This is a genomic window from Frankia umida (genome assembly GCF_023242945.1).
Classification (GTDB): Bacteria; Actinomycetota; Actinomycetes; order Frankiales; family Frankiaceae; genus Frankia; species Frankia umida.
Genome location: NZ_JALKFT010000003.1, coordinates 251,515 through 265,507 on the forward strand (window position 1 = coordinate 251,515; position 13,993 = coordinate 265,507).

At 73.4% G+C, this 13,993-nt stretch carries 10 protein-coding genes; 5 read left to right on the forward strand and 5 right to left on the reverse strand.

What is annotated here, in order from left to right:
* Nucleotides 1-124 precede the first annotated feature (124 nt).
* On the reverse strand, nucleotides 125-997 hold the full coding sequence (locus MXD59_RS04885) for a response regulator transcription factor (protein WP_372511913.1): 873 nt from the start codon (nucleotides 995-997) through the stop codon (nucleotides 125-127).
* Between the two features lie 73 nt (nucleotides 998-1,070).
* Complete coding sequence (locus MXD59_RS04890; protein WP_248823598.1) at nucleotides 1,071-2,837, reverse strand: sensor histidine kinase; 1,767 nt, start codon at nucleotides 2,835-2,837, stop codon at nucleotides 1,071-1,073.
* 341 nt (nucleotides 2,838-3,178) lie between these two features.
* On the opposite strand from MXD59_RS04890, the gene MXD59_RS04895 reads away from it, so the two are divergent.
* Entirely contained in the window at nucleotides 3,179-3,610 is a 432-nt protein-coding gene (locus MXD59_RS04895; protein ID WP_248823599.1) for a MarR family winged helix-turn-helix transcriptional regulator, read from the forward strand.
* 112 nt (nucleotides 3,611-3,722) lie between these two features.
* Here MXD59_RS04895 and MXD59_RS04900 read toward each other — a convergent pair whose 3' ends face one another.
* Together MXD59_RS04900 and MXD59_RS04905 are read right to left on the reverse strand one after the other, a co-directional pair.
* Nucleotides 3,723-4,619 carry a Gfo/Idh/MocA family oxidoreductase gene (locus tag MXD59_RS04900; protein WP_248823600.1) on the reverse strand — a complete coding sequence of 299 codons (897 nt, stop codon included), beginning with the start codon at nucleotides 4,617-4,619 and terminating at the stop codon, nucleotides 3,723-3,725.
* Between the two features lie 40 nt (nucleotides 4,620-4,659).
* Complete coding sequence (locus MXD59_RS04905; RefSeq protein ID WP_248823601.1) at nucleotides 4,660-5,220, reverse strand: winged helix-turn-helix domain-containing protein; 561 nt, start codon at nucleotides 5,218-5,220, stop codon at nucleotides 4,660-4,662.
* 658 nt (nucleotides 5,221-5,878) lie between these two features.
* Here MXD59_RS04905 and MXD59_RS04910 point away from each other — a divergent pair.
* Nucleotides 5,879-6,268, forward strand: a complete 390-nt coding sequence (locus tag MXD59_RS04910) for a DUF2530 domain-containing protein (RefSeq protein ID WP_248823602.1) — start codon at nucleotides 5,879-5,881, stop codon at nucleotides 6,266-6,268.
* On the opposite strand, the gene MXD59_RS04915 is transcribed toward MXD59_RS04910, so the two are convergent.
* Nucleotides 6,232-9,768, reverse strand: coding sequence for a sacsin N-terminal ATP-binding-like domain-containing protein (locus MXD59_RS04915; RefSeq protein ID WP_248823603.1), 3,537 nt, complete (start codon nucleotides 9,766-9,768; stop codon nucleotides 6,232-6,234). The genes MXD59_RS04910 and MXD59_RS04915 overlap by 37 nt on opposite strands.
* Before the next feature lie 244 nt (nucleotides 9,769-10,012).
* Between MXD59_RS04915 and MXD59_RS04920 the strand changes: the two genes are divergently transcribed.
* From MXD59_RS04920 to purM, 3 genes are all read left to right on the forward strand, one after another.
* Complete coding sequence (locus tag MXD59_RS04920; RefSeq protein WP_248823604.1) at nucleotides 10,013-10,870, forward strand: sterol carrier family protein; 858 nt, start codon at nucleotides 10,013-10,015, stop codon at nucleotides 10,868-10,870.
* A gap of 199 nt (nucleotides 10,871-11,069) precedes the next feature.
* Nucleotides 11,070-12,671 carry an amidophosphoribosyltransferase gene (gene purF, locus MXD59_RS04925; protein WP_248823605.1) on the forward strand — a complete coding sequence of 534 codons (1,602 nt, stop codon included), beginning with the start codon at nucleotides 11,070-11,072 and terminating at the stop codon, nucleotides 12,669-12,671.
* Nucleotides 12,668-13,819, forward strand: a complete 1,152-nt coding sequence (purM, locus tag MXD59_RS04930) for a phosphoribosylformylglycinamidine cyclo-ligase (protein ID WP_248823606.1) — start codon at nucleotides 12,668-12,670, stop codon at nucleotides 13,817-13,819. The genes purF and purM overlap by 4 nt, the downstream gene beginning before the upstream one ends.
* Nucleotides 13,820-13,993 lie beyond the last annotated feature (174 nt).

A 13,993-nucleotide genomic window follows, 5' to 3' on the forward strand; every position in this document is an offset into this window, starting at 1 on the left:
GATCGGTGAGCCTCATCCCACGTGTGCTGCACCACCTCGGTCGCGGCGGCACGTGTCACGCCGTCTGCGATGCGGCGGGACACGAAGTGTGACAGATCGACGACGTTCGGACGCCGTCCGTTACCTACCCGATGGGGGAGGCGGCATCCGTCCTTTCGGCGGCCAGATGCGCTCCATCCCGACCGCCGGAGCCGAAACCACCGGATCCGGCGCCGCCCGGACCGCCCGGACCGCCCGGACCGCCGAATCCACCGGAGCCGGGGCCCGAGCCGCCAGGGCCACCGAAGCCGCCGGGCCCCGAGCCGCCAGGGCCGGGGCCGCCGGGGCCGCTCGGGCCGGAGCCGCTCGCCCCGGCGGCGCGTAGCCAGGCCAGGACGGCCAGCACCCGGCGGTTGTCGTCGGAGGAGGCGGGCATGCCGAGTTTCGTGAAGACGCCGGCGATGTGGTTCTCGACGGTCTTGGGGGCCAGGTGCAGCCGGGCGCCGATGCCCTGGTTGGACCGTCCCTCGGCCATATGGGCGAGGACCGTGCGCTCCCGGGGGGTGAGACGGGCGAGTTCGTCGGCATGCCGGCGGTGCGCGAGCAGGCCGGCGACGATCTCCTCGTCGAGGACGAGACGCCCCTCGGCGACCCGGCGCAGCGCGTCCAGGAGGGCGCCGACGTCGTCCACCCGGTCCTTGAGGAGGTAGCCCAGGCCGCCGGAGGAGTCACCGAGTAGCCGCAACGCGTACGGAACCTCGGCGTAGGTGGACAGCACCAGCACGGCGATGCCACGGTGGCGGGCCCGGATGCGCTCCGCGGCGACCAGGCCCTCGTCGGTGTAGGTCGGCGGCATCCGGATGTCCACGATGACCACGTCGGGCTGGCTGCGGGCAAGCCCGTCGATCAGCTCGTCCGCGGTGGCCGCCTGGGCGGCCACGTCGACCCCCGAGGTGGTCAGCAGGATCGCCAGACCCTCCCGGAACAGTGTCGAATCGTCCGCGATCGCTACCCGCACGCTTTTCTCCCCCTGTTGGTGCCGGACGAACTGTGGTTTCCGGACCGGGCGCCTCTGGGCACCCGTGAGACGTTCAGCATGGGATGTTCGCCGTCAGCCGGGTGCCACCACCGGACGGACTGGCGATCACCAGCGCACCACCGAGGGCCCGGATCCGGTCCGCGAGGCCGGCCAGACCACCGTTGTCCACCTCGACGGCGCCACCCTTGCCGTCGTCGGCGACGTCGATCTGGACCTCCGCGCCGAGGTTACGTACCGTAACCATCGCCCGGGTCGCCCCCGCGTGCTTGACGGTGTTCGTGAGCGCCTCACAGATCGTGTAGTAGGCGCCCGTCTCCAGGACGGCGTCGAAGCGGTCCGCGGTGACGTCCAGTTCGACCCGCACGGGCAGGGCGGCCGTGACGACCTCCAGGGCCGGTCGCAGCCCACCCTGGCTGAGCACGGCGGGATGGATGCCCCGGGCCAGGCTGCGCAGATCGGCCAGGGCGTATCGCAGGTCCTCGCGGGCGGCTTCGATAGCGGAGATCGTATCGGGATCGGTCGCCTTCGTCCGGGCAAGTCCGAGCCGGGTGGCCAGGGCCAGCAGGCGTTGCTGGGCACCGTCATGCAGGTCCCGCTCCAGCCGTTTGCGCTCGTGCAGGCTGGCCTCCACCAGCCGGGCCCGGGAGGCATGGACGGCCTTGAGCTGGGCGGCGACGATCGTGTGCAGCCGGGCGTTCTCCAGCGCCAGCGCGCTGGCCTGCACGGCCGCGGTGACCAGGTCACTGTTGCGGCGCATGGCGGGCGCGGCCGTGATCACCGCGAGTGGCGCGCCCGCCGACGTCCAGACCTTCATGATCAGATCGGCGGCGTCGGCGGGGGGCGGCGTGCGGGTCAGGCCGTCCGCGTCGGAGTGCCGTTCCTGCTCGGGCATCCAGACCAGGATGTCGGCCGAGTCGTCGTGCAGGGCGGTGCGCAGTGCCGTGCGGACCGCCCGGACGGTCGGTGGGCTGGGCAGCGTCGCGAGCAGTTGGGCGATCCGGGCACGGACGAACACCCGGCGCAGCACCGCGGTCGCGAAAGCCACCGGGATCGTCAGCAGGATGAGTGACACGGCGGTGAACTCGGGTCCGATGGTCGCGCTGTTCGGGCTGTTCGCGACGATGTTGACGGCGGCCGCCAGCAGGAAGGAGACCAGGACCGCGAGCGCCACCGGTTGGAAGATCCGCCGGTCGAGCTCCGAGTACTGGCGCAGCCGATCCCGGACGACCAGCAGGAACAGGCCCGCGATCAGCAGCGTCAGCCCGTCCAGAACCCCGACGATGACGTTGTGGGTTCCGTGGCCGATCGGCGATCCGTACCACCACAGATCCGCGCCGGGTGGGTAGCCGAACCACTGGGGTCGGGAGATGCCGATGAGCACGAGGTTCGCCACCGGCACGACCAGCACGGCGGCGGCCAGCAGCGCGCGTTCGCGGCTGTCGCGCAGCCGGCCGGTCGGATAGCGCAGCACACCCCAGCCGACGCAGATCCAGAAATGGGAGTAGGCGAACGACGACACCAACGCCGATGGTCCGTCCACCCAGGCCGCCGTCCAGGACAGTGCCCACAGCACACCGCCGAGCGCGAGCGCACCGGTCACGCTGCCCAGTGACTCCTCGCCGTTGAGCATGATGGCGGTGAGGATGAAGGCGAGGGTGACGGCGACGTTGGCGGTGGCGGCGAACGGGCTGCCCTGGAAGGCCGGCCATTCACAGGCGACGGCGAACGCCGTTGTGCCGGATCCGCCGAAGGCCAGACACCACGGCCGGTGTTTGGCGGCGCAGGCGGCCAGGCGGCTGGGCAGGCGGGGATGGGGCACGTCAACCAACGTTATGTAGCCGGGATATCACTGGGCAAGGGTCGCACACCGATCGCCGCGGACAGGCGGATGACCCTGTCTTCTTTCGCGGGACAACCCCCAGTGAACAAGAGTGGCTGCCCCGAAGCGGCTGGCCGCCGCCCGGGTGGAACCTTGGCAGGGGATCGGCACCGACGGTGATCGCACTCGTGCGACGCGTGCCGGTCCCCTCGGGGTCGGCCGCCGCCGGGGGGCGGCCGGCCCCCGGCCCGGAAACTCCGCTCCGGATGGGCCCGCACCGATCGCGGTCCATCTTCGGGGGTGGCCGTAGGTGAACATCCAAGGCCGAGTACCGTCGGACAATGGAGACCGGGACGGCGCGCGACGCCGAACTCGCGTCGGCGCTGCGGCTGTCGGTGATGAGGCTGTCCCGACGGATGCGCCAGGAGCGATCCAGTCGGCTCACCCCCACCCAGACGTCCGCTCTCGCGTCGCTGGAACGGCACGGGCCGATGACGCTGGGGGAGATCGCGGCGCACGAGCGAGTGCAGCCACCGTCGATGACCCGGGTGATCGCGCATCTGGCCATCGAGGGCTTCGTCGAACGCCGTCCACATCCCACCGACGGCCGGCAGGTGATCGTCGAGGTCACCGAACACGGCCGGGATCTGCTCGCCGACGACCGGCGCCGCCGGGACGAGTGGCTCACGGCCCGCCTGAGCCAGCTCTCCAGCGAGGATCTGGCCGCGCTGAACCAGGCCGCGTCCATCCTCGACGCCATCGCCAGCATCTGAGTCCGAGGCGCACCGCGCCGCCACGTCCGGCCCACCGTACCGGCCGGCACGGACCCGCCGTCCGCCCGCCATCGGCACCATCGGCGCTACCGGCCGGGTGGGCGGGCTGGGCTCACAGCTCGACCCAGCCGCCGCGCTGATGTGAGGTGCCGGCCGCGGCGAGCAGTCGGTTCGCGGCCAGCAGGTCGTGGAAGGTGGCCCCGCGCACGAGCCGTGGGTCCTCGAGCTCGGTGGCCCGCACGACATCGCAGGTCGCCTCCCGCAGACCGGGCCGGTGCGTGGTCGCCGCCGGCAGGACCAGCTCCTGGACACCGCGCTCGTCCTGGTGGCGCACCTGGCGGCCCTGCACGACCAGCCGGCCCCGCTGCCCGCACACCGTGATGGTGGCGGTGTCGAGAGCTCCGTTCATCCGCTCGTTGACCAGGACGGTGGCGCCGCTGGCGGTGAGCAGGGCCAGGGTCACCGGCGCGTCGGGAGCCAACGCGCTGGCCGGCATCGCCGTGCGGTCGGCACAGACCGCGAGGATCTCGCCGCACCACCGGGTCGCGAGATCCACTATCTCGACCCGCCCGCCCGGCCCGGTCGGCGCGCCGACGACGGTCACCTGGGTCAACCGCCCGAGCGAGGCCACCGTGGCGGCGACGTGCGTCGCGGTCGGCCAGGCCCGTCCGTCCAGGGCGACGACATGGGCGAGGTCGGCCTCCTCGGCGAGGTCGGCGACGGCCCGCAGCACCTCGTCCGCGGGGCTGGCCGGCCCGGCGAGCAGCACGTGCAGGCCGGCCTCGGCCGCCCAGGCCAGGGACTCCAGCGGCTCCGGCGCGAGCAGCCCGACCACGTCGACACCCGCGTCCCGCAGCACACCCGTGGTGGTGCTCTGCGATCCGTCGGTGACCAGTGCCATGGCCAGCGGGAGGTCCGGCTGGCCGCGGCGGGCCGTGCGCCGCGACTCCCGCCAGCCCACGGCGAGGGCCGGGTCGCGCGGTGGTATCAGCTCCGGCAGCGTGGTCACGCTCCGATACTGCCCGCCGAACCGCCTCCGGGACCACCCACTACCCGATGACCGGGTCGATCGGGCGGTACCGGTAGCCCACCCGGCGCACCGTCTCGATGCGGTAGCGGTGCTCCGGGCCCAGCTTGCGCCGCAGCCGCGTCACCAGGACGTCGACGGTGCGCGCGTCCGGCGCCGACTGGTCGTCCGGCCGGTGTCCCCAGACGGAGGCCAGCAGCGCCTGACGGCTGTGCGCCGTCCCGGGGTGGCGCAGGAAGAAGTCCAGGACCTCGAACTCCAGGTAGGTCAGGGACAGGACCCGACCGTCCACGGTCGCCAGCCACGCGCCGCGGTCGGTCCACACGCCCTGGCGAGGCGGCGCCGGCAGCTGCGGCACCGGCCGGATCGGCGGCACCGAGCGCAGCGCCTGCGTCGGACGCAGCGCCTGCGGAGCCCGGGCGGGCGCGACACCAGCGCCGACACCGCCGGCGGTGCGGGACTGGACCGCCATGCGGGACACCGGCTGGCGGTGCACCGTGGTCGTGGTGTCGGCCGGCCGGGGCGGGACGGCCGTCGTGAGACGGGGGGCGCGGTAGGGCAACGTGGTGCTCTGCGCAGGCATCGCTGGCCTTTCGGTCAGTGGCAGGTTCCGGTCACCGAAGTCGGACGATCACGGGCCGGGCGGTCGTTGGGCCGGGCCGGGCTGACCCCGTTCACCCCCTGGCCCTCGTCACCCCCGTCCGCGTCCTGGCCGGCCGTGTCACCTCGGATGCCGCGACTCTCCGGGTGACAGGGCCTGGGATCGTCCGCCCGCGGCCGCGGGAGCGATCTGCAACGTCGGCGTGGGACCGGTGCGACGAGGCCGACGGTTCAGAGCGCTGCGGGGCGGGACGACCGGCACGTCAGGACGTGATCGGACGGGCGTGTGTCGGCGGGAGGTGCTCGGCGGGTGGGACGGACCAGCACGGTCGGGAGTGGCGGCCGGGCGCGTGCGGGCGTCGGCCGGAATGCACGTCGGCGGTCGACGGACGGCTCCGGGTCGCGATCGCGACGGAGCCGGAATGCGAAGGCCGGCGGCGAATCAGCCAGCCGGACAGGCGGCCGAGGCGACACGGAGCAGATCGATATAGCTCCGGGTGACCAGCATCAGCCGCTTCAACACAAGAGCAACGGAAACACACCTTGTCGATCGACGCCAGGGAGAATCGATGTGACGTAATTCACATGGCGTTCGCTGGTGGGTTGTGATCGCCGCAAAACGGTCGGGTAGCGTCGCCCACGTGAGCCTGTCCGACGGCAGCGATCCGGCCGCCAGTAACTCGTCTGCACCCATCCTGACCTCGGACGATGCGTCATCGCCGCACGCCGGCGTGGCCGGCGAGGAGGCCAGCACCGGCTCGCCGGCCGGCGAGGTTCCGCTTGAACCGCTGCCCTACGACGGCGTCGCCTCGGTGGCCGTCGGCACCGTGTTGTGGGCGATCGCCTCCGTCATCGGGCTGGTCCTTCTCGATGATCTGCGTGCCGACGGTCACCTGTGGTGGCTGGCGACGGCGCTGTGCGGCTGCGGCCTGGGCCTGCTGGGGCTGTGGGTCGTCCTCCGGCGTCGTAACCGGCTGCGTGCGGTGGCGTCGGGTCAGGCCTCGTCGAGGTCGTCCTCCGCCGCCCGGTAGTCCGCGCCGGCCGGGTCACGCAGCTGCGCGGCGAGGGCGTGGCGCCGGTCCCACTGGCCGCCGCGCCAGGCCAGCGCCCGGGCCAGGGCGTCCGGGCCGGCCTGCTCGTCCACGTGGATCTCGCCGCCGATCCCCCCGAGTACCCGCCACGGTGCCTCGACCAGGTGGCCGGACAGGTCCGTGACGAGCAGCGGACGGTGCACCCGGTAGGGGGTCGCGTCCGGCGTCCAGGCGGGCTCACCGTCACCCTCGACGAGAGGGCCGCCGGCCTGCTCGGCGATGACCTGGGAGGCCAGCGGCACCCCGAGCACATGCGCGGCCTCGGCCGCCCGGTCCAGCGGGAGACGCAGCGCGCCCTGGCCGGCGAGCAGACCCAGCAGGTCCGGCGCGTCCACGACGACGGCCTGGTCACCGGGCAGCACACCCCGCGGGGTGCGCACCGTCAGCGGAGGGTCGAACCGCTCCGGACCGGCGGTGCGTTCGGGGGCGGCCAGCATCCGCGCGACGGCGTCGACCGCGGCCATGTACAGCAGGCGGGCCGCCGGCCAGGGCACGTCCCGGTCGACGTCGCCGAGCCGGTCGAGCAGATCCATCACCGCGCCCAGATCACCGAGGACGTCCTCGAGGGTCTGACGGGCACCGAGATGACACAGGAACTCGTCATCGACGCCCGGCATCGGCCCCGCCGGCGCGAACAGCCCGCCGAGCAGCGGGTCGGCACTGGGCAGTAGCAGCTCACGGGGTGGCAGCGCGGCGCCACCGAGCACCGGCAGGACGGCATGACGGGCCAGCCACCAGCGGGTGTACGACGGCTCCGGGGCGAACACGACCTCACGCAGCGGCGGCTGGGCGAGCTGGGCCAGCGCCTCGGGCCAGGCCGCGTCGTCGACGAGCTCGAGGTCCCGCACGGCCGCGAAGACACCGATCATCGCCGGCGCGGGCGGCCCACCGGCCGGTGCGCGACGCAGGTTGCCGGACGCGGCCAGGGCCACGCTGGCCACACCATGGTCACCGTCCGCGACATCGTCGACCCAGGTGTCGCTGTCGTCGAGGTCGAGCAGGATCTGCTCGTCGGCGTCGAGCGGCAGGTCGTAGGCGCGCAGGACACCGAACGAGTGCAGCACCCCGACCCGTTCCAGCACGTCCGTCGGCCAGGCCGCGCCGACGCTCGGTGCGAGGGTGGAGAACGGCGCGTCCTGTGCCAGCACCTGGTCCAACGGCCCGTCACCGACCAGCAGCTCGCCGGCCGGTGCGAACTCGCCGTCGTCCACGGTGGGCAGCAGCAGGTCGGCGAGCCAGCCGAGCCCGGCCGACCCCTCCACGCCGGCGTCGCGGACCAGGGCGAGCACCGCCGCGGCCAGCGCCAGCAGATCATCGGGATGATCGTCTGGCTCGGCGTCGAGGACGGCCTCCCGCACGGCCGGGTCCCGCAGCACCCCGGTCGGTGTTCCCTCGACGGCCCCCAGCGTGCGCAGCGCGTCACGGGCCGCCGCGGCGCAGGCGTCCGGATGGACCACCCGCAGCGGCAGACCGGACCGGATGAGCGCGACGACGTCAAGATCCGCGGTGGGCAGCAGCGTCCCCCGGGGCCCGGTGACCATCCGCGTACCCAGTTCGGTGGCCGCGGCGAGCTCCTCGCCGAACGGGGACGTCCGCTTCGAGCGCCCACCGTCGCCCTGATCGTCGGTGGGAAGCTCCGCCAGCGGGACCGGCAGGGCTCCCAGCGCGTCCCGGTCGGGCGCGGCGACCAGCAGCGGATACAGCCGTCCCCACCACTGCGCCGGCCGCGACAGACCGGTGAGCAGTTCGACGAGGGCGGCACTGGTGACCCGGCGCACGCCCAGCAGGTCCAGCGCCGTCCGCCACCGCCGGGACGCGTAGACCGCCGGCAACAGCCCAGGTACCGCGAGGCCCGAACCGTCCGGGTCAGAGCCGTCCGGGTCAGGGCCATCGGCGGGTTCGGTGAGCAGGGCGGTGACCGCCTCGGTGGCGGGGCCCAGATCGCCCACCTGGCAGTCCCGGCCGAGCCGGGCGCCGGGGAACAGGGCCGCGTCCGGCAGCAGCCGCAGCAGGGCCTCCCGCAGCCGGCCGTCCACCTCGCCCTGCGGCAGACCGGTGGGGACGAGGGCCAGCGCGGCCAGCGGATCAGGCGCGGGGAAGGCGTCCTCGGTCACGGCCGTGCCCGCGGTGCCGGTGGGGTCGGCGGTGCCGAGGTGGATGGCCAGCGCGACCGTGGCGGCGGCGAGTTCGTCGGTCAGACGGTCGCGCAGCGGCCCGGCGATCGTGTGCCGGCGGGACGGGTCGAGTGGCAGTTCGACGCTGGCCAGCACCGGCAGGGACAGCGCCTCGTCGGTGGGCTGCGGCGCGCGCAGCACCCGCGGTACCCCGGCCGGCCAGCCGTGATCAGGCACCATGACCCGGGCGGTGAACCCGGTGCGGCCACGCTCCTCGATCGGCCGATCGGCGAGCAGACGCGCCGGTATGGTTCCCCGCCGCACGACCCCTCGCCAGCGTTCACCGTTGAGATCGGCGATCTCGACCTGCTCGGTTCCCAGCTCGGGGGCTGCCTCGGCGTCCTGGCCGCGCCGGGCGGTGGGACCGCCACGCAGCCAGCGACAGCCGAGTGTCCGCACATCACCGTCGATGTCGATAATGATCTCGCCGGGACCGCCGAGCACCAGCGGCAGCGTCGGGTCGAGTCCGAGGAGCAGGTCACGCGCGAGGGCGGCGGCCGCGTCATCACGCAACGGCAGGCGCACGACGGTGTCGTAACCGTCCGCCGGCGGTGCGGCGGTGATCGCGAAGGGGAGCCGCAGGATCGGCACGGCCCCCTCGCGGCGCGCCAACTCCGCCGCGAGCCCGACACCGCCGCCGCCCGCTCCGGCTCCGGCTCCGCTATTCGTAGCGTCGCCATTTGTTTTGTCGCCGGACGATACGTTGCCGCGCGTCGCCACTTCCTCGATCACGCGCGCCTTCGACCAGGCGACCCCGGCCGCGGTCGGCCACGGAGCAGTCCCGGTCGGGTCCGGCCCGGCGTCGCCACGGGAGACGATCGACGGCTCGTCCGTGACGGCGAGGACGGCCGCGAAGCCGGCCCCGAACCGTCCGATCGCCACGGACGGCGCGTCCCGCTTGGTGGAGGCGCGCAACGTGGACAGCGCCTCGACGCCAGCCGCGGACAACGCGATCCCGGTGTTGGCGACCTCCAGCAACCCGCCTGGCCCAGCCCCGGGGACGGCGCTCGGACCCGACCCGGCCCGGGTGGTCGTCAGCCGCAGGTGGACCCGCGCCGGCACGCCGGCCTCGGTGGCCGCGTCCAGGGCGTTCTGGAGGAGCTCGACGACGAGCCGGTCGCGGTAGGCGCCGAGGGCGGCGTCCTCCTCGGCGTTGGCGTCCTCGCGGAACCGGGCTGGCGAGGCCGCCCAGGCGTCCAGCACCCGGCGTCGGATCGCATCGGTGTCGTACCTGTCGGTGGTGGCGCCTGTGGCGGTCGGTGACACGTCCCCATCCTCGTCTCTGTCGCCCCCGGGCCGCGTCGCCGGGCCGGCGGGCAGACTGTGGTGCGCGACCCACGGGTGGTTCGCGGCCCGCCATGGACGTCCGGCGTCGCCGTGTTGGGCCGGGTCGACGACGGATCGGGTCGGTGCTCGACGCGCCTGGTGATCAGACGCGTCTGGTGATCAGTGGGGTGGAACGGCGATGGCGACAGGAACCAGTGCGCGTGGGGGCCGCCGGGGTGAGTTCGTGCCCACCGCCGAGCTCGTCGACGCGGTGGCGGCCCAGTGGTCGGCGCTCGCGGCGGTCGTCGACGGGCTGCCCGACGACGCGTTCGGCGCGGCGAGCGCGCTACCCGGCTGGACGGTCGGTGACCTGGTGGCGCGGGCGACCAGCTCGGTCCACGCGCTGACGGAGAGCCTGCGCACGGACGCCTCCGCGCCGGACGCCTCCGCGACGAGCGCCTCCCCATCGACCGAGCCCGCTGGACGGCCGACGTCCGCGATCGAGTGGCTGGTCGCCCTGAGCCAGGCGGGGACATGGGCCACCGAGCCCGGCCCGGCCAGCTCGGGAAGTACAGCGGGCACCGGCGCCCCGGGTGGTGCGGGCGGCCCGGGTGGTGCTGGTGGTGGTGTGGGTGGTGCTGGTGGTGTGGGGGAGCCGACGGCCGGGGTCGAGGATCCACGGGTGGTTCGCGAGCGGTTCACGACCGCGGTGTCGGCGGCCAGAGCGGCGCTCGCCGGCCTGGCCCGACCGGACGAGTCGCTGCGGGCCGCGGCGGTCGTGGCGGTCGTGCACGGGCTGGACCTGGGGGTGGAGCCCGAGCGCCCGGCGTTGCGGCTGGCGACGAGGCTGGTGGCGCGGCTGTTCGCGGCGCGGGTGCCGGGGCGCGCGGTGGAGCTGCGGGTTCCGCCGTTCGCCGCCGTCCAGATCGTGGCGGGACCGCGGCATACCCGCGGGACGCCGCCGAACGTGGTCGAGGCCGGCCCGGTGCCGTTCCTGCTGGTCTGCACCGGACGGCTGCGTTTCGCGGCGGCGGTCGCCGACGGCCGGATCACCGCCAGCGGGGAACGCTGCGACCTGACCCCGTACCTGCCCCTGCTGTGAGGGTGACATGTGACGGCGTTATGTGACGGGGGTAACTGACGGCTGTCGGTCGACAAACGCGTAGCTAGGGCCGATGTGGGTGGTCGCTGCTAGCGTGGATGGAGCATGCCGCCGGACGAGGTGGCCGGGACGTTTTTCTCCGGTGTCACTGAGCAGCTCCGGTGCAGCTCCGGTGTCACTGAGCAGCCGAGGAGTCCTGGTGTCAGACGTCGCCGCCCGCTCCAACCTCGAGGATGAGGCGTGGCCCGACCCGTCCGATGACCCCGGCCCCCAGGATGCCTGTGGCGTCTTCGGCGTCTGGGCCCCCGGTGAGGACGTAGCGAACCTCACATATTACGGATTGTACGCGCTTCAACACCGTGGTCAGGAGGCGGCCGGCATCGCTGTCGGCGACGGTCGCACCGTGGTGGTGTTCAAGGAGCTCGGGCTGGTCGCGCAGGTCTTCAACGAGCGGTCGCTGGCGAGTCTCTCCGGTGGCCATCTCGCCGTCGGGCACACCCGCTACTCGACGACCGGCTCGTCCACCTGGGAGAACGCGCAGCCCTCCTACCGCACCGCTCGCTTCGGCGGCCCGGTCGCGCTCGGTCACAACGGCAACCTGACCAACATCGTCCAGCTCGCCAGCGAGCTCGGCGCCGGGCGGGACCGACTGCGCGCCACCACCGACTCCGACCTGATCACCGCGATGCTCGCCGATCATCCCGGGCCGACCCTGACGGATGCGGCGATGGCCGTGCTGCCGCGGCTGGCCGGAGCCTTCTCCCTGGTCTTCGCCGACGCCTCGACCCTGTACGCCGCCCGCGACGCGCACGGCATCCATCCCCTCGTGCTGGGCCGGCTCGCCGACCATCCGGAGGGGGCGTGGGTCGTCGCCAGCGAGACGGCCGCGCTCGACATCGTCGGCGCGTCGTTCGTGCGCGAGGTCGACCCCGGCGAGCTGATCATCATTGACGGTACGGGGGTGCGTTCGCGCCGGTTCGCCGAGGCGGACCCGCACCTGTGTCTGTTCGAGTACGTCTACCTCGCCCGTCCCGACACCGCCATCTCCGGCCGCTCGGTGCACGCCGTCCGGGTCGACGTGGGCCGTCAGCTGGCCCGGGAGGCACCGGTCGACGCGGACCTGGTCATCCCGGTGCCGCAGTCCGGGGTGCCCGCCGCCGTCGGCTACGCCGAGCAGTCCGGCATCCCGTTCGGCGAGGGCCTGGTGAAGAACTCGTATGTGGGACGGACGTTCATCCAGCCGTCCCAGACGATCCGCCAGCGGGGCATCCGGCTGAAGCTCAACCCGCTGCGCGAGGTGATCGAGGGCCGCCGGCTCGTCGTCGTCGACGACTCGATCGTGCGCGGCAACACCCAGCGGGCCCTGGTCCGGATGTTGCAGGAGGCCGGTGCGGCCGAGGTGCACATCCGCATCTCCTCGCCGCCGGTGCGCTGGCCCTGCTTCTACGGCATCGACTTCGCCACCCGCGCCGAACTGATCGCCAGTGACGCCGGGGTGGAGGAGATCCGCGCCTCGCTCGGCGCCGACTCGCTCGCCTACGTCTCCCTGGACGGCCTGGTCGCCGCGTCCCATCAGCCGGCGCGGACGCTGTGCCGGGCCTGCTTCGACGGCATCTACCCGGTGCCGCTGGCCGAATCCGACAAGCTCGGCAAGCACCGGCTGGAGCCGGGCGGCGCCGCGCAGACCACCGCAGACCTGATCGCCGAGGCGATGCGCCGGGAGGTGACCCTCGGCATGAACGGTGCCGACCCGTCCCCCGACGGTCACGACGCGGATCTTGCCGAAGCGAGGCCGGTATGAACCCGACACGCACCTCCTACCGGACGGCCGGCGTGAACGTCGCCGCCGGTGACCGGGCGGTCGAGCTGATGCGCGGCTCGGTCGCGCGGGCGAGCCGACCCGAGGTGGTCGGCGGGCTCGGCGGTTTCGCCGGCCTGTTCGCCCTGGACACCAGCCGCTACCGCAAGCCGCTGCTCGCCTCGTCCACCGACGGCGTCGGCACCAAGATCGCTATCGCCCGGGCCCTGGACGTGCACGACACCGTCGGCATCGACCTGGTCGCCATGGTCGTCGACGACCTCGTGGTCTGCGGCGCCGAGCCGCTGTTCCTGCTCGACTACATCGCCTGCGGCCGCCTGGTACCCGAGCGGATCGCCAAGATCGTCGCCGGTATCGCCACCGGCTGCGAGCAGGCCGGGGCGGCGCTGGTCGGCGGGGAGACCGCTGAGCACCCCGGCCTCATGGGTGACGACGACTACGATCTGGCCGCGACGGGGGTCGGGGTCGTCGAGGCCGACGCAGTGCTGGGGCAGGAGCGAGTCCGGCCCGGGGACGTGGTCGTCGCGATGGCCTCATCCGGCATCCACTCCAACGGCTTCTCGCTCGTGCGACACATCCTGTGCGGTCCCGTCGATTCTGACCACCCCGGCGGAGTCAGCGCTGCCGCACTCGCCGGTCTGAGGTCCTACGTCCCGACTCTGGGCGCCACGCTGGGCGAAGCCTTGCTGATCCCGACGCGCATCTACGCCCGGGACTGCCTCGCCCTCGCCGCCGCTGTCGACGTGCACGCCTTCGCCCACATCACCGGCGGCGGCCTCGCCGCGAACACCGCCCGGGTCATCCCCGCCGGTCTGCTCGCCACCCTCGACCGCGCGAGCTGGTCGGTGCCGCCGATCTTCGACCTGCTCGCCGAGCGCGGCGACGTCGCCCAGGCCGACCTGGAGCAGACCTTCAACCAGGGCGTCGGCATGATCGCCGTGCTCCCCCCCGCCGTCGTCGAGGACGCCCTCGCCCTGCTCGCCGAACGCGACGTTCCCGCCTGGGTCCTCGGCAGCATCACCGAAGCCCCCCACGAGCCCGACGGGACAGCCCTGGCTTCGGCTTCGGCGACCAGATCCGAACCCATGATCGGCGCCCGCCTGACTGGCGTACACCCCGTCACCATCTGACGACTCAGCGATTCGGGCCGCGTCTGGCGGCCACGCTTCGCCGTGCTCTCCCGGCCCCGGCGCCACCTTGATCCACGTCCGCCAGTGGCGGAGCCGCCAGCCTCAGCGTGGCGCCCAGATCCCCCGGGGCCCGACGATGACCTGGTGTCAATAATGCGAAATGTCAGGAAGGCC